The sequence below is a fragment of the Pseudoalteromonas sp. NH0006-46 genome, assembly GCF_057547735.1.
The window spans coordinates 367,204-391,277 of the sequence record NZ_BAAJML010000003.1; the positions used below are offsets into that span (position 1 = coordinate 367,204).

At 40.5% G+C, this 24,074-nt stretch carries 16 protein-coding genes and 1 pseudogene; 12 read left to right on the forward strand and 5 right to left on the reverse strand.

The window, feature by feature from the left end; genetic code table 11:
* Positions 1 to 182 precede the first annotated feature (182 nt).
* From AC27I2_RS09365 to AC27I2_RS09405, 9 genes are all read left to right on the forward strand, one after another.
* Positions 183 to 2,336 (forward strand): FAD-dependent oxidoreductase, encoded by a 2,154-nt coding sequence (locus AC27I2_RS09365; protein WP_487204091.1) that lies wholly within the window; start codon positions 183 to 185, stop codon positions 2,334 to 2,336.
* A gap of 1 nt (position 2,337) precedes the next feature.
* Positions 2,338 to 3,144 carry a DUF547 domain-containing protein gene (locus AC27I2_RS09370; protein ID WP_487204092.1) on the forward strand — a complete coding sequence of 269 codons (807 nt, stop codon included), beginning with the start codon at positions 2,338 to 2,340 and terminating at the stop codon, positions 3,142 to 3,144.
* On the forward strand, positions 3,131 to 4,408 hold the full coding sequence (locus AC27I2_RS09375; protein ID WP_487204093.1) for an ABC transporter substrate-binding protein: 1,278 nt from the start codon (positions 3,131 to 3,133) through the stop codon (positions 4,406 to 4,408). The genes AC27I2_RS09370 and AC27I2_RS09375 overlap by 14 nt, the downstream gene beginning before the upstream one ends.
* The gene (locus AC27I2_RS09380; RefSeq protein WP_487204094.1) at positions 4,405 to 6,159 is read left to right on the forward strand and encodes an ABC transporter permease; all 1,755 of its coding nucleotides are present in this window, start codon (positions 4,405 to 4,407) and stop codon (positions 6,157 to 6,159) included. The genes AC27I2_RS09375 and AC27I2_RS09380 overlap by 4 nt, the downstream gene beginning before the upstream one ends.
* Positions 6,160 to 6,181: 22 nt before the next feature.
* Positions 6,182 to 6,820 carry an ATP-binding cassette domain-containing protein gene (locus AC27I2_RS09385; protein WP_487204095.1) on the forward strand — a complete coding sequence of 213 codons (639 nt, stop codon included), beginning with the start codon at positions 6,182 to 6,184 and terminating at the stop codon, positions 6,818 to 6,820.
* A 31-nt stretch (positions 6,821 to 6,851) separates the two neighbouring features.
* Complete coding sequence (locus AC27I2_RS09390) at positions 6,852 to 7,496, forward strand: CDP-alcohol phosphatidyltransferase family protein (protein ID WP_487204096.1); 645 nt, start codon at positions 6,852 to 6,854, stop codon at positions 7,494 to 7,496.
* Positions 7,489 to 8,280 (forward strand): sterol desaturase family protein, encoded by a 792-nt coding sequence (locus AC27I2_RS09395; protein ID WP_487204097.1) that lies wholly within the window; start codon positions 7,489 to 7,491, stop codon positions 8,278 to 8,280. Before AC27I2_RS09390 ends, AC27I2_RS09395 begins: the two co-directional genes overlap by 8 nt.
* A 251-nt stretch (positions 8,281 to 8,531) precedes the next feature.
* Positions 8,532 to 11,195 (forward strand): family 16 glycosylhydrolase, encoded by a 2,664-nt coding sequence (locus AC27I2_RS09400; RefSeq protein ID WP_487204098.1) that lies wholly within the window; start codon positions 8,532 to 8,534, stop codon positions 11,193 to 11,195.
* A 74-nt stretch (positions 11,196 to 11,269) separates the two neighbouring features.
* Positions 11,270 to 14,263 carry a TonB-dependent receptor gene (locus AC27I2_RS09405; protein ID WP_219422137.1) on the forward strand — a complete coding sequence of 998 codons (2,994 nt, stop codon included), beginning with the start codon at positions 11,270 to 11,272 and terminating at the stop codon, positions 14,261 to 14,263.
* 55 nt (positions 14,264 to 14,318) lie between these two features.
* Here AC27I2_RS09405 and AC27I2_RS09410 read toward each other — a convergent pair.
* Both AC27I2_RS09410 and AC27I2_RS09415 read right to left on the reverse strand, forming a co-directional pair.
* Positions 14,319 to 15,732: pseudogene (locus AC27I2_RS09410) on the reverse strand (S41 family peptidase).
* A 164-nt stretch (positions 15,733 to 15,896) separates the two neighbouring features.
* Complete coding sequence (locus AC27I2_RS09415; RefSeq protein WP_487204099.1) at positions 15,897 to 16,196, reverse strand: hypothetical protein; 300 nt, start codon at positions 16,194 to 16,196, stop codon at positions 15,897 to 15,899.
* A 203-nt stretch (positions 16,197 to 16,399) separates the two neighbouring features.
* Here AC27I2_RS09415 and AC27I2_RS09420 point away from each other — a divergent pair, with 203 nt between their 5' ends.
* On the forward strand, positions 16,400 to 18,061 hold the full coding sequence (locus tag AC27I2_RS09420) for an asparagine synthase-related protein (RefSeq protein ID WP_487204100.1): 1,662 nt from the start codon (positions 16,400 to 16,402) through the stop codon (positions 18,059 to 18,061).
* Positions 18,062 to 18,116: 55 nt separating this feature from the next.
* Here the strand turns inward: AC27I2_RS09420 and AC27I2_RS09425 are convergent, their stop codons facing one another.
* The gene (locus tag AC27I2_RS09425; RefSeq protein WP_487204101.1) at positions 18,117 to 18,533 is read right to left on the reverse strand and encodes a nuclear transport factor 2 family protein; all 417 of its coding nucleotides are present in this window, start codon (positions 18,531 to 18,533) and stop codon (positions 18,117 to 18,119) included.
* 203 nt (positions 18,534 to 18,736) lie between these two features.
* Complete coding sequence (locus AC27I2_RS09430) at positions 18,737 to 19,642, reverse strand: tetratricopeptide repeat protein (RefSeq protein WP_487204102.1); 906 nt, start codon at positions 19,640 to 19,642, stop codon at positions 18,737 to 18,739.
* Between the two features lie 393 nt (positions 19,643 to 20,035).
* Between AC27I2_RS09430 and AC27I2_RS09435 the strand changes: the two genes are divergently transcribed.
* Positions 20,036 to 21,067, forward strand: a complete 1,032-nt coding sequence (locus AC27I2_RS09435; protein WP_487204103.1) for a LacI family DNA-binding transcriptional regulator — start codon at positions 20,036 to 20,038, stop codon at positions 21,065 to 21,067.
* A gap of 52 nt (positions 21,068 to 21,119) precedes the next feature.
* Here the strand turns inward: AC27I2_RS09435 and gtfA are convergent, their stop codons facing one another.
* Positions 21,120 to 22,589 carry a sucrose phosphorylase gene (gene gtfA / locus AC27I2_RS09440; RefSeq protein ID WP_487204104.1) on the reverse strand — a complete coding sequence of 490 codons (1,470 nt, stop codon included), beginning with the start codon at positions 22,587 to 22,589 and terminating at the stop codon, positions 21,120 to 21,122.
* A 176-nt stretch (positions 22,590 to 22,765) separates the two neighbouring features.
* Between gtfA and AC27I2_RS09445 the strand changes: the two genes are divergently transcribed.
* A complete protein-coding gene (locus AC27I2_RS09445) occupies positions 22,766 to 23,995 on the forward strand; it encodes an MFS transporter (RefSeq protein WP_487204105.1) in 1,230 nt (409 codons plus the stop codon).
* The last annotated feature ends 79 nt before the right edge of the window (positions 23,996 to 24,074 follow it).

Sequence of the window (24,074 nt, forward strand, 5' to 3'; positions counted from 1 at the left end):
AATACTTAGCTTTTCTAGGTTAAATTTACATCAACCTGCTAGGTATTTAAGCAGGGCAAAGCCTATGTGATGTCATTATCTCACATAGGCTTTAAAGTAAAATGAGTGCTAAACAGGCGCAGCCCAAAGGGTTTACCTAGGGCAATACGAAAGGTCAATAGGCCCTAATTAAGAGAGAGAACATGATAAAAAAATTATTTTTGATAGTGATTGCAGCCGCTGCTATTGGCGCGTTCTTTCATTTTAATTTACACCAGTTACTAACACTTGATGGCTTAAAAGGGTCAATGGACCAATTTGACCAGTACAAGGCGCAGTCGCCGCTACTTGTTATTGGCGGCTTCTTTTTACTCTATGTGGTAGTGACAGCTCTCTCTTTACCGGGTGCGGCTATTTTAACGTTGGCAGCAGGTGCGCTATTTGGATTAGTTGAGGGTTTATTGGTTGCGTCATTTGCATCTACAATTGGGGCAACACTTGCCTTTTTAGTGTCGCGTTATTTATTACGCGACTCTATAAAACAACGTTTTCCTGAGCGTTTAGCAGCTATTGATGCGGGCGTTGAAAAAGAAGGTGGCTTTTACCTATTTACACTTCGTTTGGTGCCAGTATTCCCGTTCTTTTTAATTAATTTACTAATGGGTGTTACAGCTATTAAATCGTGGACCTTCTACTGGGTAAGTCAGGTAGGTATGTTGGCGGGTACGTTTGTATTTGTAAATGCCGGTACTCAGCTTGCGCAAATTGAGAGCTTGTCTGGTATTTTATCCCTCGATCTTATCCTTTCATTTGCCCTGTTAGGTGTATTCCCATTAATAGCGAAGAGTATTCTAAACGTATTTAAAAAACGTCGTGTATACAAAAATTATACTAAACCTAAAAAGTTCGATCGAAACATGATTGTTATTGGCGCTGGAGCTGGCGGCTTAGTGACAAGCTACATTGCAGCGGCAGTTAAAGCCAAAGTAACCTTAATTGAAGCCGGCGAAATGGGTGGCGACTGTTTAAACTACGGCTGCGTGCCAAGTAAGGCCATAATTAAAAGTGCAAAAGTGGCAGAACAAATTCGTCATGGCGAGCATTACGGGCTTGAAAACACCACACCGCAGTTTTCGTTTAAAAAAGTAATGGCACGTGTACATAAAGTAATTGCCGACATAGCACCTCACGACAGCGTTGAGCGCTACACAAACCTAGGCGTAGATGTTGTAAAAGGCTACGGTAAATTATTAGACCCATGGACGGTAGAAATTAAGCTTAACGATGGCGGCACACAAACATTAACCGCCCGTACTATTGTTATTGCCACTGGCGCACGCCCATTTGTACCGCCATTACCGGGTATTGAAGAAACAGGCTATGTAACAAGCGATACATTATGGACTAAATTTGCTGAGCTTGAAGAAGCCCCTAAAAAGCTTGTTGTACTTGGCGGTGGGCCAATTGGGTGCGAACTTACACAAAGCTTTGCACGCTTAGGCTCAAATGTAACGCAAATTGAAATGGCTGAACGTATTATGATCAAAGAAGACCTAGAAGTGTCTACCTTTGCTCACGAAGCGCTAACGCAAAGCGGCGTAAACATTTTAACCTCGCATCAGGCACTACGCTGTGAAGCGCGCAATGGCAAAAAGTTCATTGTGGTAAAACATAACGATACCGAAATCGATATTGAATACGATGAGCTACTATGTGCTGTGGGCCGAAGCGCTCGCCTTAAAGGTTACGGCCTTGAAGAGCTTGGTATAGAAACTAATCGTACCGTAGTCACTAACGAATACCTTGAAACACTCTACCCTAATATTTTTGCCGCTGGCGATATAGTAGGACCGTATCAGTTTACGCATGTAGCCGCTCATCAGGGGTGGTACGCCGCAGTAAATGGCTTATTTGGTAACCTTAAAAAGTTTAAAGTAGATTACCGTGTTATTCCGTGGACCACATTTATTGACCCAGAAGTAGCACGTGTTGGCTTAAACGAGCAAGAAGCGATTGAAAAAAGCATAGACTATGAAATTACTCGCTTTGAATTTGAAGAGCTAGACCGCGCCATTACCGACAGCGCCACCAAAGGCTTTATTAAAGTAATTACACCAAAAGGCAAAGACAAAATCCTTGGTGTTACTGTGGTATCTGAGCACGCTGGCGATTTAATAGCTGAGTTTGTACTGGCAATGAAACACGGTTTAGGCCTTAACAAAATACTAGGCACAATTCACAGTTACCCTACGTGGGCTGAAGGTAATAAGTACGCAGCCGGCGAGTGGAAACGTGCGCACGCACCTGAAAAAGTACTTAACATGCTTGAAAAATACCACTCATGGCGCAGAGGTTAATATGTTTAAAACACCTCTAAAAGCGCTATTGTTAGGGTCTGCTTTGCTTGCAACATCGTTTGCAAGCAATGCTCAAAACATGCACGACAGCTGGAACGTATTATTAAACAATCATGTTGTAGCTATTAATCATGGCCACAGCACAGAGGTCGATTATTCAGCAATTAAAGCCAAGCACAGTGAACTTAAAACCTATTTAGATTCACTATCGGCGGTCACGCAAAATGAGTTTGATAAATGGAGCAAACATAAGCAACTGGCTTTTTTAATCAATGCGTATAACGCCTTTACTGTTGAGCTTATATTAACTAAATACCCAAGTCTTAAATCGATTAAAGATTTAGGCAGCTTTTTTAGCTCGCCGTGGAGCAAAGAGTTTGTGCCATTACTTGGTAAAACTCGTAGCCTTGATGATATTGAGCATGGTTTAATACGCGGCAGTGTTATATACAACGACCCTCGTATTCACTTTGCTGTAAATTGTGCCAGTATTGGCTGCCCAGCACTACGTGAAGAAGCCTACACAGAATATAAACTCGAATCACAATTACACCATCAAACTGACCGTTTTTTATCTGATATGACACGTAATATGGCGCAAGATAACACGCTAAGTGTGTCTTCAATATTTAAATGGTACGGTGATGATTTTGAACAAGGTTTTAGAGGCGCTAATTCGTTACAACAGTTTTTCTCACAATACGCAGACGAGCTAAAACTGATACCCGCTCAGCAAAAAGCGCTTGAAAATGACGACATGAAAATTAAGTTTTTAGATTACAACTGGGATTTAAATGCTCGCCAATAAATTTTGGCAAACATTATCGCGATACAGCTTATGCTGTGTCGCTTTTTGCATTTGCCTTGTTATTAGTTTTAAAAGCCTAGCAAGTACACAATTACAAAGCCGCTGGCAGCAAGTTGAAAGCTTAGGCAAAGACCAAAGCGTATATTTTTATGCGTGGGGTGGCGATGCGCAAATAAATGCGTATATTCAATGGGCTGCACAGCAAGTAAAAACCAAATACAACATAAACTTAGTACATGTAAAGCTAAGTGATACCAGCGAAGCAGTAAGCCGGGTACTTGCTGAAAAATCAGCAAACAATAACGATAAAGGCAGCGTAGATTTAATTTGGATAAACGGTGCTAACTTTGCCACCATGAGCGAGCACTCTTTATTATTAAAACAATGGGCTAATAAGCTGCCTAGTTTTAGTTACACCGACCCTAGCAATAACCCCGCTGTTAATTTTGATTTTGGAATACCCACCAATGGAATGGAAGCACCTTGGGGTCAAGCATCGCTCACCTTTTATTACGACAGTTTAGCAATTGACGACACTGCAAATAACACACTACCAACAACCCTAACCCAATTACTTAGCTGGAGCGCACAAAACCCGGGTCGCTTTAGTTACCCAAAGCCATCTGATTTTTTAGGAATGAGCTTTTTAAAATACGCGCTTGTCATGCTACATCAACAAAGTGATGACACACTTAAAGCGCAGTTAAATCAGCCAGCTACTGCACAAAACACAGCCCAAGTATTAAACCCATTATGGAACTTTTTAAATAAACTGCACCCAACACTTTGGCGCGATGGCAGCCATTTTATGCAAAGTGGTGCACAAATGCGCCGCTTAGTAGGCGACACAGAGCTAAGCATAGCATTTACGTTTTCAGCGCCCGAAGTACCCGCCGCCGTTAAACGTTATGATTTACCAAAAAGTATTCGCAGTTATGCATTGCAAGATGGCAGTTTAAGTAACACTCACTTCGTCGCTATTCCTTATAATGCAAGCCATGCACAAAGTGCGCAATTGGTGGCTAATTTTTTATTAAGCCCGGAGGCGCAAGCACATAAGCAAAAACCTTCAGTTTGGGGGGATAAAAGTGTATTGATTCAATCTACATTGAGCCAAGAGCAGCAAGCCTTGTTTAAAACGGTGGAACCGCATCCAAGCGCATTACCCTTAAATAGCATTAAACGCACGCTAAGTGAGCCACACCCAAGCTGGGTAAACGCTATTATGCAAGGTTGGCAAGCGCGCTTTGGGGTTAGCCAATGAGTGTTGCATCAAATAAGTTAGCAGCAAGCCCAACGCTTAAACCACATAAAAGCGCCGATATGTTTAGTAAATTAGTTAAATTAAGCCCACGCTTTTTACTGGCATTATTAATTTTGCCGGTAATAGGTGGCCTAATTAGCGTACTATTACCCGCTTTTGGCTATGCGCCGGTACTTGAACATACAACACTTGGCCTACATGGCTTTACTATGCTTATGCAAACACCCGGCCTTACACACATGGTTATGCTAAGTGTTGGCACAGGATTAATAAGTACCTTACTTGCCTTTATCATTACGTTAATGATTTTAGCGGCATTTTTTAATAGCCCGTGGCTTAACCGTATTCAGCGTTTACTGAGCCCAATACTGGTAATTCCCCACGCAGCAGCCGCTATAGCCGTTGGTTTTTTAATTGCTCCTTCGGGTATGATATCGCGCTTAGTATCGCCTTGGTTTAGTGGGTGGGAACTTGCGCCTAACGGCATGTTTCCGCATGACGCGTTTGGAATTAGTATAATTTTAGGCTTAACCCTCAAAGAGCTGCCTTTTTTACTGTTAATGGCGCTAGGTGTGCTTGCCCAACCTGAGCTTGGCAAAAAACTGCGCCAGCAACATAAAGTAGCGCTTAATTTAGGCTACTGCCCTATGACTGCTTTTTTTAAAGTAATATTGCCAAGTCTTTACCCATTATTGCGTCTACCTATTCTCGCAGTATTGGCTTATGCCAGTGCAAGTGTAGAAATGCCTCTTATTTTGGGACCAAATACCCCGCCAACACTTGCAGTTGCGATTATGCACTGGTTTAACGACGTTGATTTAAACCTGCGTATTAAAGCCTCTGCAGGGGCATTATTGCAGCTTGTACTTACTGGTGGTTTACTAGCTCTTTGGCTTGGCGGCGAAAAAACCATAAAAGCATTATTTAGTGATTTACTCACCAATGGCGAGCGAGAATATGGCGGCGTTTATTGGCAAAAAATAACAACCGTATTAACAGTATTTGTAATTGGCTTTATTTTGCTCTCGTTAATTGGCTTAATTATGTGGTCGGTTGCCGGATTTTGGCGTTTCCCGGCGGCACTGCCCGAGCAGCTCACGCTACTTCACTTTAAAAGTGCGCTAATGCAAATGCAAAGCCCGCTTTTTAATACCCTTGCTATAGGGCTAGTTACTACGTTATTTGCCATTATTATTACGCTTTTGTGCTTAGAGTCAGAGCAGTTAAGTGCAAAACCCATGTCGCGCTTTACCAGCTTAATTATTTATTTACCGCTGCTTGTACCAAGTATTGCGTTTTTATTTGGCCTAGTGTGGCTGCAACAACTAGTAAATAACCAAGCGGCGTTTTTTAATGTGGTATTTACCCATTTATTGTTTGTACTGCCGTATGTGTTTTTATCGCTTGCGAGCAGTTATAGGCGATTAGACCCTCGCTTTGCTCATGTAGCAGCAAGCCTTGGCGCAACACCCTGCAAAGTGTTTTTACAAGTAAAATTACCCCAGTTATTTGCCCCTATTTTAATTGCGGCCGCACTTGGTTTGGCCATTAGCTTTGGCCAATATTTACCTACACTTTTAGCCGGTGGAGGGCGCATAGCAACCATAACAACCGAAGCGGTTACCCTTGCTAATGGCGCAAGTAGGCGTACCAGTGCTGTGTATGCCATTATGCAAATGGCATTGCCACTCATTGGCTTTATCCTGGCGTGGGTTTTACCTAAGTACTTTTTTAAAAGCGCACATCGCTAACCCATAAATTAAAAGGTTTTTAATGCAGTCATCTTTAGAGATTAAAAATTGTGAGCTTTATCGTCACCATGAGCAATTACTAAGCTTAAACGAGCAGGTAAAAGGCGGCGAAATACTTACTATTATGGGGCCATCAGGCAGTGGTAAATCAAGTTTATTAAATTGGCTTACCGGCACATTACCCAACGGCTTTAACGCAAGTGGCGAAGTGTGGCTTAACGGTGAAAATATCAATACCTTGCCTGCTCATTTACGCCACATAGGTGTGCTTTATCAAGATGCGTTATTATTTTCGCATTTATCGGTAAGCGGTAACATTGCTTTTGCTATGCCTAAAGGCAATAAAAAACAGCGCCTTGAAAAAATAGAGCACGCGCTTGAACAAGTGGGATTAAAAGGGATGGCTAGTCGCCACCCCGACAACCTTTCTGGTGGGCAACAAGCCCGCGTTGCTTTACTGCGTATGCTATTGAGCGAGCCAAAAGCTATTTTGCTTGATGAGCCATTTAGCAAGCTCGATACCCAATTAAGAGTAGATACCCGCGAACTGGTATTTAGCCAAATACGCGAGCATAAACTGCCCGCTATTATGGTCACCCACAATCATAGCGATGCAGAGGCTGCAAACGGCAAACTGATCACCTTAAATTTAGCCAAATAAATACACACACAAAAAGCACAAGGCACCAAGCATGTTAGACAAATACATCACCCCGGTAATAAAGCCACTGTTAATTCCGGTTGTAGCGTTAATGCACAAGCGCGGTATAACGCCCGACCAACTCACTGTGGTTGGTTTTTTAATAGGGCTATTAGCTGTGCCATTAATTGCGTTTGAAATGTGGTACGCAGCATTAACAGCTATTGCTTTAAATCGTATTTTAGATGGGCTAGATGGCGCATTGGCACGCCATGCAAATTTAAGTTCAATCGCTGGCGGTTTTTTAGATATTACCCTCGACTTTTTATTTTACGCGGCAATTCCTCTTGGCTTTATTTTGGCAAACCCCGAGCAAAACGCCATTGCAGGTAGCGTATTACTGGCCACTTTTATAGGCACAGGCTCAAGCTTTTTAGCCTTTGCCATAGCCGCCGAAAAATTTAAGCTCGAAAAACCTCAGTTTAAATACAAAAGCTTTTACTATTTAAATGGTTTAACCGAAGGCACAGAAACCATAGCGCTGTTTATTGCCTTTTGTATTTGGCCGCAGCACTTTGCCATAATGGCGAGTATTTTTGCCACTGCGTGCGCTATTACTATTTTTACACGTATACATGGTGGTTATAACACATTAAAACTCCATGAAGCTGATGAGGTTACACAAGCCAATGAGTAATGAAATTTGGTGGCGTTTAGGGTTCTTTTTTAGCATTTTGGTTATTATGATGCTGCTAGAATCACGAATGCCCGCACGTAAATCGCCTATAAAAAGTAACACCCGATGGTTTGCTAATTTTGGACTGGTGTTTGCTTCATCACTAATTGCCCGCTTAAGTGTGCCCATAGGCTTAACCGCCGTAGCACTTTATAACCAAGAGTACGGCATTGGTTTATTTAATCAAATAGCCACACCAAGTATTGTTGCTATTATTTTAAGCATGTTACTGCTTGATATACTTATTTATTGGCAGCACCGGCTTTTTCATCAGGTGCCTATTTTGTGGCGCTTGCACCGTGTACACCACGCCGATGCCCATGTAGATACCAGCACAGGTTTGCGTTTTCACCCTATCGAAATTGTACTCAGCATACTTATAAAGCTCATTGCCGTTACCGCCTTAGGTGTGCCCGCTATTGCCGTATTAATATTTGAAATAGCACTTAATGGTTTAGCGCTGTTTAATCATGCGAATATTCGCTTGCCAAATGCGATAGAAAACCCCCTTCGGCTCATATTAATGACTCAAATACTGCATCGTATTCACCATAGTCAACGTGTGAGCGAAACCAATTCGAACTACGGATTTAGCGTTATTTGGTGGGACAAACTGTTTGGCAGTTACAAAAATGAAGCGCAAAAAGCCGATAACGAGATAGATATTGGCTTAAAAGAATACCCAAGCCAAAAACAAAATGCGTCACTTTGGGCATTGTTAATCATGCCATTTAAAAATAAGTAACACCTATTCTCTTAAAAAATAAAATATTACGCAGTTTGATTATTTTAGAACTACAGTTAATACGTTAATCAGTAAATTAATTGTAAATAATTTAGACAAATATGTTGACCAAATCACAACTGCACAATACTATTTGTAAGCGCTTACAATTGCACACACAAATGTAAGCGCTTACAGAAAGTATAAAAGCTATAAAATCAACTAAACTTAAACACATATTCTGACAATTATCAGTTGAACGGGGTTCAGTTATGAACATTGAAACAACACGCATTACACGCCTTTTGGCAGCTATTTCATTAGCGTCTTTGGCCGGCTGTGGTGGTGACGCTGCAACAACAAACACGAATACAGAAGTCGTTAATTCTTCAGAGCCAGTCTCAGATTGGCGCATGGTATGGAATGACGAATTTGACGGCACTAGCATTGATACAAACAAATGGAACTTTGAATTAAATTGTGCTGGTGGTGGTAATAACGAAAAGCAATGTTATACCGATAGCGAAGAAAATGCCTTCATCAAAGACGGCATGCTTAACATAGTTGCTCTTCCCGCAGAAGAAGGTGCACAAAAACCTTACACATCAGCCCGCCTAAATACCCGTTACAACGCAGATTTTACTTATGGCCGTTTTGAAATGCGTGCAAAATTACCATCTGGTCAAGGTAGCTGGCCTGCATTTTGGATGATGCCAACTGATGAAGAATACGGCACATGGCCACGTTCTGGTGAAATTGATATTTTAGAAGCTGTAAACCTAAAAGTAGCCGCTGAAGATGGCACTGTTGAATCATACGTGCACGGTACTCTTCATTACGGTCGTGAATGGCCAAATAACTCTAGTTCAGGTAAAGCTTATTTATTACCTGAAGACATGAACCCAGCTGATGATTTTCATACTTACGCTATAGAGTGGCAAGAAGGTGAGATCCGCTGGTATGTAGATGACTATTTATACGCTACACAACGTCGCTCAGAAGTTCGTTACAATTCAAAAGACGAAGCTGTTGGCCTTAAACATAAAGGCTGGTTTGCTGAATACTTTGAACAAGGAAGCGGCGAACTTACAACGCATTGGGATAACGCCCCTTTCGACAAAGATTTTTACCTGATATTGAATCACGCAGTTGGTGGAGATTGGCCTGAAAACGTTAACAATTTAGGTATTGATGCAGACGCGTTTGCACAAGGCCAAAGCTTTGAGATTGATTACGTTCGAGTATACGAATGTGCATCAAACCCAATCACTGGCAAAGGCTGTGAAACAGTTCGTCCAGGTTACGACAGCCTAGAAGACGCACTTGTAGAAGGTGCAGCACCTGTGCCTACACCACCAAGCGACGGTGTAGCCCGAAACCTTGATATATTTAACGGTAGCCTAGACGCCAACTGGATTGCATGGGATTGTTGTGGCGGCACTGTACCAGAAGTTATCACTGATGCAGACAAAGGTGACGTTGTTAAATTTAACATAAATGATAACAACGGCACCGTGCTTGGTTTCTCTACACGCGGTGGTCACTTTGCAGACGATTTCACAGGGACATCGTCTCCATTTGATGCATCTCCATTACTAGATTTAAACGGCCGTTTAACGTTTGATATGAAAGTGGTAACGCCTCCAACATCAGATACTACGTGGATACTAAAAGCAGAAGCAGGTGATGGTGGCCCAAATACAGGCGACGTACCATTAAGTGAAAGCAATGAAGGCGTAACGCCTGTAACTGGTCAATGGCAAACATATACTTTTCCATTGTCATTACTTCAAGAAAAAGGCTTAGATTTAAGTGCAATTGATGTACTTATGGTGTTTCCAGCATGGCAAACAGGCGAAGGCGCTGAGTACCTTATTACTAATGTAGCAATTGAAGGTGACTTGGGTGCTTCTCCTGAGGTTGTCTTATTCGACAACGGACAAAGTTTAGATTGGCCTATGTGGGATTGCTGTGGTGGTTCAACACCAGTTGAAGCATTAGACGACGAAGAACACGGTTTAACTGCAGAGTTTAGCATTGGTGAAGCGCCTACAGTTATGGGCTTTAACACACGCACTTCTGCGGGTGGAAGCGGAACACCGTTCGATGCGACTAGCATTTTAGAAAATGGCGTTCTTCAGTTTGAACTAAAAGTAATGTCAAATCCTAATAACCCAGATTCAACTTGGTTAATGAAAATAGAATCAAATGAGGGTGACTCAGCAGTAGAGCTTCCGTTAACAGACGCAGGTGACGCACCAGTTGCCGGTGAATGGAAAACTTACACCTATACCTTAGCTGACCTGGCAGGTGCAGGCCTGGATGTTAGCGCAATTGATGTTGTAATGATTTTTCCAGCGTGGGGCACCGGTGAAGGTGCAGTATATCGTGTAGATAACGCTAAAATTTATGACCCAAGTGCAGCATCTACAGCAGGAAGTGAAATTATAATCTTCCAAGATACAGCTGCAGAGCAATGGAGCATCTGGGACTGTTGTGGCGGTTCAACGCCAACTGAAGAAACAGACGATAGCGACCATGGTACCGTTGCTGAGTTTGTAATTGGCTCAGCGCCAACTGTTATGGGCTTTCTAGCCGATGAAGGTGTTTCTTTTGATGCCTCGTCTATCCTTGCAAATGGGGTTGTACAATTTGAAATGAAAATGGTGACTCCACCTAACGCAACGGATGCTCAATGGTTATTTAAAATTGAGTCAACTGGTGCAGCATCAGCTGTGGAGCTCCCTCTTGCAGAAAGTGTTGAAGGTCAAACACCAGTTATTGGTCAATGGCAAACATACACATTTACGTTGCAATCACTTTTTGACGCCGGTTTAGATATCAGTGATATCAACGTGTTAATGGTTTTCCCAGCATGGGGTACGGGTGAAGGCGCGGTTTATCGCATCGATAACGTGATTATTGCAAACCCGTAGAATAACCATTGAATGGTAGGTGCCTTTAAATAGGCACCCACTAACTGTAATAAATTTAGAAAAGCAGAGCAATTATGAACACATTCACTTTTAAAAAGAGCCAGTTAGCAGCTTCTGTGTCACTTATCATCGCTGCAAGTACATTCAATTTAGCCTATGCAGCAGAAGAAAATACTGCTGAACCTGAACTAGAAGTCATTGAAGTAAAAGGTATCCGCGGATCGTTAATTCGTTCAATGGATGTAAAACGAGATGCCTCTGGTGTAGTTGACGCCATTTCAGCTGAAGAAATGGGTAAGTTTCCAGATACAAACTTAGCAGAATCATTACAGCGAATTACTGGTGTGTCTGTCAGCCGTTCAAACGGTGAAGGTAGCCAAATTACTGTTCGTGGTTTTGGCCCATCGTTTAACTTGGTAACACTAAATGGTCGCCAAATGGCCGGCACAGGTTTTACTCGCTCATTCAACTTTGAAAACTTATCATCAGAAGGTGTAAGTTCGCTTGAAGTAATGAAAACTGCGCGCGCCGATTCACCAACGGGTGGATTGGGTGCAACTGTAAATATTGTTACCGCTAAACCATTACAAAAGCCAGGTGAGCGTTTTTCTTTCATGGCTAAAGGTATTCACGATACATCTGTAGAAGAAGGCGATAAAGTAACACCTGAAATTGCAGGTATCTACAGTAATACCTTTGATGACGAGCGTTTTGGTGTGTCGGCTAACTTTTCATACCATCGTCGTGATTTTCAACGACAAGCAGCAAATGTTCGATCTTGGTTAGTTAACCCTAACCTCTCGGTTGATGCGGCTAATATTGTTGATAACCGCCCAATGGATGCTGAAGGTAACCCGGCTAAACAATTCTTTGACCCAAACGCGGGGGAAAATGGTGAATTTGTTTCAGCCGCTTTCTTTCCGCAAGAAGTTAGCTTTGCAAAAGATGACATCCAGCGCGAACGCTTAAATGCACAAGCAACATTTCAGTTTGCACCAACAGACAACCTGACATTTACGCTTGACCATACAATTTCACAAGCAACAACCGGTAATAACTCATTGTCTTGGGGGATCTGGAACGGATCATTCGGTGGTAATGCCAATGCTTATGAGCTTGATGAAAACGGTACAGCTGTTTATTACAACTCTGCAGGTGACGATGCATCATTTACTGCATTTCGTGAAACATCAGAAGTTGACTCAAAAGCGACAGGTATTAACGTTGAATGGTTAGCAACCGAAAACCTGAGCTTTAACTTTGATGCGCACACATCTAAAACAACAACCGATAATGGTAAAGATCCTGGTTTAGGTGCTAATGCACGAATTATTTTAGGCTCGGCAGATATTTCAACTAAAGAATACTTTTTCCGTGAGGGTGACGTACCTGGTTTTAATGTAAATTGGAATAACGGCACACAAGAAGTTGATCCAAACCAAATTGGTTCTAACTTTAGTATATTTACCAGAACACCCGGTGAATCTGAAGTATCTCAAGTACAACTAGACGGTAAATTATTTACTTACACTGATATTGGTTTAGAAACCGTTAAATTTGGCGCAGCATACACTAAGCAAACACTTAGTGGTTGGGGTGGCTCTAATAATGCGAATGCTCCAGGCTTTAACAATGGTACATTTGCCGAGATATTCCCAGACAGTATGTTCGAGCGTGTAGATTTAAGTGGGTTCCTTGACGAATTTTCGTTTGGTCCTAACGGTGTAGCGCCAGGCTATGCTTATACTTATGATCTTGATGAAGCATTTGCTCGCCAAAGCGCTTTTTTAACTGAAGACGTAATAGGCAGTGATGTTTACCAAATAGGCACTTTTGATGGCTTCCCAACTAATAAAGTAGAAGAAGAAACAATCAGTGTTTACCTATCTACAAATTGGGTATTTAACGTTAGCGACTACGACGTTTTTGTAAATTTAGGCCTTCGCTACGAAGAAACTGACATTGTTAGCCCAGCTAAAAGCCGTGTTGCTCAGCAGGTATATTGGGCTGGTGGTTCTGAATGGTTAACAGAATTTGCTAGTGGTGGTGAATTAGTTGAGGTTGATTACAAAGGTAATTACGATCTTCTTCTACCTATGATCGATGTGAAAGTTGACCTTTCTGATAACTTAGTATCACGCGTATCATGGGGTCAAACAATCACACGCCCTACTCTTGGCGACATGCTTGGCAACTTAAGCTTAACACCGTCACCTAAATTAAATTCAAGAAGCGGTAGTCGTGGTAACCCAAACCTACAACCGTTTAAATCAACCAACTTCGATCTTAGCCTTGAATATTACTACAATGAAGGTAGCTACGCTGCAGTAGGCATGTTTTGGAAAGATGTAGATAATTGGATTGATAACACGCAAGTAACTACTACGTTTGAAGGCCTGCATGATGTTTATTTAGGTCAGCGCTGGAATAACGCGGTCGCCGCAATTGAAGGGCGTGGCGATCAGGCAACTGACGCTGCTATCTATAATGAGATTGTTGCAAATGGTGTAGGAATTGGCGAAAACAACCGCGTACTTCCTGACCCAGCAACTGATCCGTTAATTGAGTGGACAATCAACTCACCAGAAAACGTAGGATCACGTAAAGTAAATGGTGTTGAGTTTGCGATACAGCATTTATTTGGCGAGTCGGGTTTTGGTGCTGGTTTTAATGCCACTATTGTTGATGGTGATGTAGAGTACGACAACTATTACCTCGCATCTCAAGCTGTTTTAGCGGGTCTGAGTGACTCTGCAAACCTACAAGGTTTTTACGAAAAAGATGGCTTATCAGTTAAAATTACTGGTGCATGGCGTGATGAATACTTAATTGCGCAAGGTCTACCGGACTCAGGCGCTACCGCTCCTCCACAATATGCTGAAGAATACTTACAGTGGGATATTAGCGTTAACTACGAAGTTAACGAAAGCACTACCGTGTTCTTTGAAGGGGTTAATTTAACAAACGAAACAGAGCGTTCGTTCAGCCGTTTTGAAAGTCAGTTCTTAAGCGCTGCACAATACGGACCACGCTATGCTTTTGGTTTTAGATACTCAATGGGTAACTAAACACAAATAAACAATCTATAAAAACCGCTCTAAGAGCGGTTTTTTATTTTGTAAGCTATGGTATACGCTTTATCTGCTCTAATAATATGTTAGTTGTCCAGTCGATGCCGTTGTACGCAATATCTGGCTTGTAAAAGTCTCCTGCCCCACGCGCTCTATTTACATAGACTTTATTTGGCACAATCACTTTACCTAAGCCTGAAGGTAAATCAGCTAAACGTACCTCCATATACAGCGAGTCTGCGCTACTTGGCGCACCGAACAACGTGGTATTTTCAAAAAGCTTAAACTTATCCAGCGCATCTAAACAAGCACTAGCGCATTGCGCGCGGCACTATAACAAACACCTTGGTTTTAAAGTCACTCAGTAACGGCTCTTGTTGTACGTGATTTAGAGTAGTAGTCTCGTGCTCTACATAAAATGGATCACCATTTTTAAGTGATAAAGCCATACCCGCTGCTACAGCTTTAAATGCTTTAAATATTTCGGGTTGATCTTTTACAACCTCTAATAAAGACACTACGTGGTCGGTATTATCTTTTGACGCTCTCCACCACACTTGCTCGTTTTGAGTAGTACCAGCTGTTTTTTGTTCTACTACTTTTTTACCCCATAGTTCTTTGGCTATTTGTGAGCTCCAATAAGATGAACCACCTTGGTTATGGCGCAAATCTAACACCACGGCGTTTGCAGAAAGTAGCTTGCTACGCTGCTGTTGTATTTTTTCAAACACTTTTTTGTAGTCAGCTGCTTGTTTATCATTTACTGAAAAGCTAGGCATAGCAATCCACGCAATGTTTCTTTCAGGCCAGGTTAAATCAATCGGGAGCTCATCACCATTGTAGGCATTTTTTAAATGCTTACTAACTGACTTAGGCCTTACAGACCAGTTTAATACGTGTGTATAGCTATCACCATTAGCTTTAACAAACTCGCATTCTTTTAGAGGGACTAAAAATGGATTCCCCACATCCGTTAGTAACCGCCAACCTTGCTGCCACCAATGCCCTGGTTGTGCAACTTGCCCATGAAACTTAAACACTCTTTTATGCATTAAAGCTTCAGTGCTTTGCCCATCACATTGGCTTACAATATCACCTTTATTAATAGTGCTGGTTTCACTGTAATACACTTTTAGGGCATCACCTCGCCATAAAGCACTAAAACCGGGCCAGCGTCGCGCAGGCCTGTCGATGCTTGAAAACGCACCAGCATGACCATCTTGTAACACCGTGCTAAAACGTGCAATTGCCGCTGCATGCGCTTGCGGCCCACTCATTTGCTTAGACAGAGCAAGCGCCTCTGCTTTGGCTTGTTTTAATAAATCAGGAAACAAAATGTTATCAACATCAAACATACCGGGGTGATTTTTTGCGGTAATGCTATAAGCAGCGCGAATATCGTTTTCTGTCACTGTTTGCCATTGCTTATCCGTTTTCGGTGATACTGCGCTATTTGCAAAGCCCATAAAGGATATAATTAAGCAGCTAGTAGAAAGTTTTAGCATAGATATTTTAACCATCATTCAAATCCTTTTGTTGTTTTTTAATAGTTAAGCTGGAAACTATTGATGCCATTTAACTTAACACACACTTAAAATAATTATGACTTAATGCCAGCTTTAGTGATTGATTAATGCTTGAGTAAACGAATCCATTCATCAGGGTTTGCTATAATAAAATCATAAGTATCTTCATTTTCTAAGGTGATTGTTATTGCATCGCTTGTAAGTGCTAATATGCCAGCACCTGTACCTACTGACTTTTCAATTTTTACGATTGCGCTACGTGTTAAAGTATAAGGTCCTAAACCAGCACGTTCATTGTATGGCTCAAAACGAACCTCACCTTGCGTTACATAAAATTTACCATCGGCTTTTGCCACACCATTTTGGTACGTAGCAGTAGATGATTTAAGTATTTTATTGTTCATTCGGCTTTCCTGCTAATTCATAAATTTACTTTTATAAAACTTTTTCACCTTAAGAAGTTATACAGTTTTATGTTTTAAGGCAACTAAGCTGTACCTAAAAAGGTAAATTCAGTTAGTACCGCGACTCTCTAGCAAAGTATTAATTAATCTTGGTACAAACCTTGATACCTAATTAATAACAAAACGACTTACAGGTACGGGTTATGGCGAAATTTTTTGGAATTTATTGTGCATCTGGGCTAACTCAACATCATGATTTTATTATAAATAAATTTAAAGCTGAAGATGCTAAAGTAAACAGTGGCGCAATAAACGAAGTGCAAGAAGATGCGCTTTACTTGGCTAGTTTAGATTATAAAACCTTTGGCCCGCATGCCTTTTTGCAAACAGATTCGCATATTGCGACGCTGGTTGGCCACCCACTTTTAAGCGCTAATCGAAATAGTGATTTAAGCACCCTAAACACACATTACACCAATGCCAAGCTTAAAGAGTGCGAAGGTGTATTTTGTATGGCGCGATATAACAAGGTCACTAATGTATTAAATTTAGCCACCGACGCACTTGGGGTCCGTCCTTTTTATTATATGTTTTATGAAGGTGCTTTTATTTTCAGCACCCAATATAGCTTACTCAAAAACTTAGGCTTACCACTTAGCTGTAATCACGAAGGTATGATGGAATATGCAACACTTGGATATTACCTATTCGAACACACCCATTACAACGAAATCTCATGTATTCGCCCTGGAACTCGCTTAGAGGCATCATCTAGCGGCATTACTAAAACACAGTATTTTGACTGGTGCAGCCTTACCGAAAATAATGATAATTACGAAAAAACACTGCATAGCCTAAAGCAAGACCTATCTAACAATGTAAATAAATATATTAATAACGATCAGCACGTTCTCACTACGCTATCGGGTGGATTAGACTCAAGGTTAATTGCGTGCTTACTAAAAAGGCAAAATGTAAACATCACGGCGCTTAATTTTTCGCAGCATAAAACGCAAGACTTATACTGTGCCACGGCGTTCGCAAAAAGCCAAAAAATTGAGCTTGATGTTATTCAAGTCAACGATACGCAAGCAAAAACAATTGAAGACAGACTAGGTGAGCATTGGTTAAATGGCACACATCCAAACCACTCTTCAGTAACGCGTCCTCGTTTAGCATGGTCTGGCAATGGAGGCAGTGTTGGGCTGGGTGTTATCTACTACTCAGATGAAGTTTACGAAGCGGCATTAACACAAAAACCTGAACGCCTTGCTGATGCTTATTTATCGCAACAATTTGCTTATATCCCCAAATCAATAATCCATAATGCTGATAAAATGCAAGCCACTTTAAAGGCTAATATCGTGACTTCATTAAAAGAGTTTGGAGATATTCCTCTTGAAAAAGCTTACTATTTATTTTTGTTGCTTAACGATCAGCATCACCATTTAGCCATCCCATTTGATAAAGTGGATGAATATCAAATGGATTTTTGCCTGCCCTTTTACTCTTGGAAAGTACTTCGTCATGTTTTGTCGCAGCCCACAGCGCAGGTAAGAAAGCATCGCTTTTATCATGATTTTTTACGCTATGCATTCCCCGAAGCATTAGATTCGCCTTGGCAAGCATACCCAGGTCATGTTCCATGTTTATTACCAAAAGAAGGGATTGATCAATGGCAAATTAAACGGCCCAAGCAGTTTAAACCAGCTAAGGTGTGCCATATTTTCACTCAATTAATGAAATGCCAACATAAGCAGTTAGTTAACCTTGCCTCGTTTAGTGCGGTTGCGTTACTGCACGCCTCTGGCATTAAAAGCTATAACGATAAGCTAAAGGTTATAGAAAATATGCTTAAGTGGTAACATTAAAGCACCTTGATGTAGGTTTCGGCTCAAGGTGTTTTGAATCAAACCGTTTTTATTTAGTCGGTGGGAACCATACGTTAACAATTTTGCCATTGCGCACTTCGTACACCGCAACGGCAAACAAATCATCTCTACCTTTACCAAGCCCGGTTATCCGTTCATAATCAACGACCACAGGACCATTTACAATTCTGTTTTCAAGAATCACTTTAAAAGATTTTGGCGCCGTTTTTAAAAACTGATACGCTTTTATCAAGCTTTCTTGGCCAATAATGTCAGGAGCGCCTTTTTGGCTATTTTTAATTTTTATATCTGCCGAGTGACAGTTTGCAAATAGACCTATATTTAGTGCGTTATAAGCCTCTAATTGCGCTTGCACAACGCGTTCAGGATCGCTACTTGCCGAGCACGATAACGCACTGCCTGCATAAAAAAGGCTAAACTGCGCAAGCATTGAGACAACTTTCATAACAATAAACATCCTTGAAAATAAACTAGGCAGTAAGAAGTTAGTTGGGAAAATAACTAAAAAGATGACTACAAAAACTTAAAAAATACAATACTCGCCAGCGTCAAATTTAACCTTACGCATATTGCAAAATAAAATTAAGTAAAATTACTTAAATACAAAAAAAGGAGAGCATACGCTCTCCTTTTTCAAACGATCAAGGCCTATTGACCTCTAAAGCGACCTTTAATTGTCCCTGTAACAACATTAGGTATCATACCTGGAGAGTTTCTATTAAATTGTATATAACAACCATTGCCCGCATCTGAACATGCCTGACCTTGTATTCTAGAAACGGTGCCTCTACCGTCGTAATCTGTAGTCTTTAGTTTGGCAATCAAATCTTTAATTTCTGAATGGACGTCCAGTAAAACAGGATCTAAACGCTCAATGTCTTGACTTACCTTTAAACCGTCAATATTTATATTTTGCTGTTCAATTATTGCAACTAATTTATCTAATTTTTCTTGCGCACCTTCATGCCCACGAATAGCCAGCGTTTTATGCATTTTAGCTGACTGATACAAACTAGCTTCAGTGCCTATACCATGTTCATAAAAAACAGCTAACAACTCATAGGCAGGTAAGTAAGTTGACTCTTTTGCTTTTATTAGCAAGTCGAATGCTAATTTGTCTGAATTTTTATTATTTTCAGCAAACAATTGTTTTGCCTTATCAACCAAAGCTGGCGGGAAACCTCTATCAACAACGCGGTTTAATAACTCATCAGCTCTTGCTATATCTTTATCAAAGATATGCCCGGTTCTGTACCAACGCGAAGCCTGATGTATAGCAAAAGGGTCTTTCCACTTAATAGCTCTTAACATAAACTTTCTTGCGTATGCATCGTCCTGGCTTACGCCTTCACCATTTGCATAAGCAATAGCAAGTAAGCTAGCAGCTTCGCTACTACCGTTAATGGCAAAATTTCTGAGCTTTTTGAAATCCGATGTACATTCAGCAGTTTCACACAAAGGAAGTGCATCTGCCCCTTGGTCTGTGTTTGCATAAGCAAAATTAGCTGATAAAGCCGACGCTATAATTAAAGGTAAAACTTTAGATATTCTCATTGTTCTCTCCATGGTAATGATTTTGGTGTACCTGATTTAGATTACAACAGTTTGTTTAAAAATCAAGCTTATAATTACAAGAACATACTGACGTTGTTTATAACTTAAAACCATAATATATATCTAAGTTTCACCGCATAATTAGAGTTTGCAACTTTTAAATATTATTATCGGGTAATAATAATTTAATTTTTCCACTCATTTAAGCCGCCAAATATTATTAAAACACCTTTTTTGTGTAGGGGTAAATTAATTACATGACTAATCGCTTGTTAAATCTAAATACGGTTATCAAATAACTAAAAGATTAACGTTAGAAACCCAATTTTTTATTATGTTAAACAGCACAATATGTTAATTTATGTAATGTAGTTTTTCGGCAAAGAGTAATTAATGAGTAAACAAATTCGATGGACCTTAAAAAGTATTGCTAAAGAGCTAGGTGTGTCTAATGCAACGGTATCTAATGCATTTAATCGTCCAGATCAGCTTTCTGAAAAGCGCCGAGAAGCGATACTCAAAGCCTGCAAAGAGCTTGGTTACTTTGGCCCAAATAAAGCGGCGCAATCGTTAAGAAACGGTACCTTTAACATTGTCGCTTTGGTGTTACCCGACAGCGTGGAATACATGGTGTCGGACCCAGTCGCCAGCAGCTTTATGCGTGGCGTTACCTCAGTACTCGAAAAAAACAATATTAACGTTTTGTTGTTCTCTGGCAGTAACAATAACCTTAATAGTGTTGTTGATTTTGTAGATGGTTTTATTTGTTACGGTCGTCCTCGTAACCACGCATTAGTAGAACAACTTAAAACAACACCAAAACACGTCGTTACTGTAGATTTTGACATTAATCGCAATGCTTCAGTTAACATCAATAACGAACAAGCTAGCTACGAAATTGCCAAGCATGTTTTGCATGATATAAGCGATAAAGTCGCTATCTTAGGGCTGAGACTTCTCGATGAAAACGTATTATGCCGCGTTTATGAACATCACGAGTTTAAAACCGGAGAGTCAATTTCTCATCAGCGTTTACGTGGCTATCAGCGCGCACTAATTGAGGCAAATATTAATGTTGCTGACGATCGTATTTGGAACATACCTGAAAGCAGTGAGCGGTTTGCTAATATAGCTGCAAAAGAAGTTTTATCAGCCTCACCTCGCCCTAACGTTATTATCTGTATGAGTGATTTAATTGCGCTGGCCACAATGCGAGAAGCAATCAAGCAAGGTATAAAAATTGGTAAAGACCTACGTATTGTAGGATTTGATGGGATTGATGAAGCAGCACGGTTTGTACCTCGGTTAAGTACTATTCATCAAAACAGTGAAGAAAAAGGCGTAATTGCTGCAAACTTATTTATTTCTAAAGAAAACAAAGTACAAGAAGTCAGCTACGAGCTCGACATTGGTGCCAGCAGCTAATAAAAAAGCCAAGCTATCTAGCTTGGCTTTTTGTTAAGCAAAACTCGATTCGTTACAATAAAGAATCTAAACTTATCGATGTTTCTTCTTCGCCATTTACTTGAGTTATGAGAGCGGTTCTTGCTTCAAAATCTACACTTAATGAAATTGATTGCACACCAAGTTGCCACATTAAACAACACATACAGCCTTCACCTTGCGCTGAAAATTCGCCCGAAAACGCAGGGTGCTCGTTACGAAGTTTAATTAGTTCAATTAACCCTTTTACCACTGGCTTATCAAGTGATTGACTTATTTTATCTGCATTTAAATATGGGCGATTAATATCGCGGCCAACGTTTGTTTTTGCTAAAAGTTCCATATCGTTTTCGCATGCAAATAGGCCTCCGTAATACACTTGTGGAACACCTGGTGCAAAAAACTGAATGGCACGAGACAATAAATAATCAAAATCTTTGGCGCCTAACGCATTATAATAAGTACAATTAACCTGATATAAGTCAACATTACTTGCAGCAGCACCTGTTGCTTGTCGACTTTCGTTATTGCTGTTTGCATGCATAGTTTCTACAAGGTTATCAATTTGCTCAGCGTTTAATAAACCCGGTTTGTCGCCCATTGGACCTGCATCAATAATACCAATACCGTCATGTGTATCGAGAACAGTTAAACAGTTACGTGGTGATATTTTTAGCCACTTCAAAAGTGCATCAACGTCATTGTTAAATAAGCTATGTAAAATAAGCGGCGGCAGTGCAAAGTCGTAAACCATGTTTACGCGCTTAGCCACTTCAACCTGAGTTTGATAATGACTGTGTATTTCAGCAATTGTTTCCATACCTAATTCATTTGCTTGCTTAGATAAGTTATCTAAGTAACCAAACGTTTCATCTAGCATAAAACAGTTAGTACCCGCTTGCTTAATAGCGTACCCCGCTGCATCTAAGCGAATAATATTTACATTGTTAGCCGAGAACTTGGTAAGTACGTTATTTAAATACGCAACGCCTGCCTCTACCTTTACATTAATATCAATTTGATTATCGGTAAACGTAGTCCAAAAATCGTAGGTTTCGCCATCACCACATTTCATTGGTGTAAAACAACTACCAGGGCGAGGACGATAAATTGCTTTTTGATCTGCGTCGCTCATGCCACTTGGAAATACGTCTTCTTTGGTTAAAAACAAATCCCAAAACTCAGAGGCTTTACCTTTTGCAAGCACATCCTGAAACTGAAAAGACTGCGCCGATACATGGTTAACAATTAAGTCAGCCATTAAATCATGATTATTGCCTAGCGCTTTAATATCTTCCCAAGAACCTATTCTTGAATCTACTTCGCTATGGTCGATAGGGTCAAAGCCAGCATCACTGCCGTCAATTGGATTATAAAATGGCAACAAATGCACACCGCCAAATACGCCTTTTAAAGAACCGTTTAAAAGTGTAGTGAGTGCATTAATGTCTTGGCCAGTGATTCGATCAGCATATGTGATCAATTGAACTTTGTTTTGCATCATTGTGTGATTACCATGTTGAAACTTAATCGATTAAGATATATCTTTAACTAGAGAGTAAGAATTTACAAGTAATTTTTAAAAATTTTACATACAACTATCGTTGCACGAGCAATACTGCATAAAGTAACTAACTGACTTAACGCGTATTAGCCTGCATTTAACGAGGATTAAATATAATGACAAAATCACACACACAATTAAGCGGCGATCCGTTGCGACAAATACGCTGGCTTACATACATGATGTTTTTTATGTTTGCCATGACCTCTGATGCGGTCGGTATGATCATCCCTGAGCTTATAAAAGACTTTGGCTTAAGTATGACCCAAGCCAGTGCCTTTCATTATGCGCCAATGGCTTTAATTGCTTTTAGTGGACTATTTTTAGGCTTTTTAGCCGACAGCCTAGGCCGAAAGCAAACCATTATGCTGGGCTTACTCATTTTTTCTGCGAGTTGTTTTTTATTTGCAGTGAGTTCTAGTTTTAATTTTTTCTTGGTACTCCTTTGCTGTATTGGTTTGGCAATCGGCTTATTTAAAACGGGTGCATTAGCATTATTGGGTGATATCTCGCACAGTAACGAAGAACACACCAAAACAATGAACAAGGTAGAAGGCTTTTTTGGAATAGGTGCTATTGCTGGCCCTGCACTGGTAGGTATTTTACTCGTTCAAAATGTAAGCTGGACATACCTTTACGTTATTGCTGGTGTTATGTGTTTGATCCTTGCTTTTCTAGCATGGCGAGCAGATTATCCGCCAGTTGTAAAAACAACCGAAAAACCCGCTTCACTTGCCACTACCATGAAAGTGATTAAAAACCCTTACGCACTCGGCTTTTCAATGGCCATCGCATTATATGTTGCGACCGAAGTGGCTATTTATGTATGGATGCCAACACTACTACAAGACTACACAGGTTCATGGCCATTACTTGCAACCTACGCACTAACCATATTCTTTATACTTCGCGCTGCGGGTCGTTTTATAGCGGTATGGTTGCTAAATCGCTTTAGTTGGCAATGCGTAATGACCTATTTAAGCCTAGGCATAGCACTATGCTATGTAGGCACACTAATTGGCGGTGTAGATTGGGCTGTGGGATTGCTTCCACTTTCAGGTTTATTTATGTCAATGGTTTACCCCACTTTAAATTCTAAAGGCATTTCCTGTTTCCCTGTTCAACAACATGGTGCCGTAGCTGGCGTTATATTATTTTTCACCGCATTGTCTGCAGCATTAGCACCGCTTTTAATGGGTATGATCAGTGATTACTTTGGTCACGTACGTTATGGCTTTTATTTAGCAACCGGTTTTGCTGTTATTTTATTTTTGGCTATGCTTTTTAATTATTTACGCGACCCATCAGCATCAGCTTTAGAACAAAATAACGTTATTACTAACTAATTTGATAATTATTTAACAAAAAAAATACCCTAAAAATCAATGAGTGAGTAAAAAAAGAGCAAATTAATAACAAAATAAT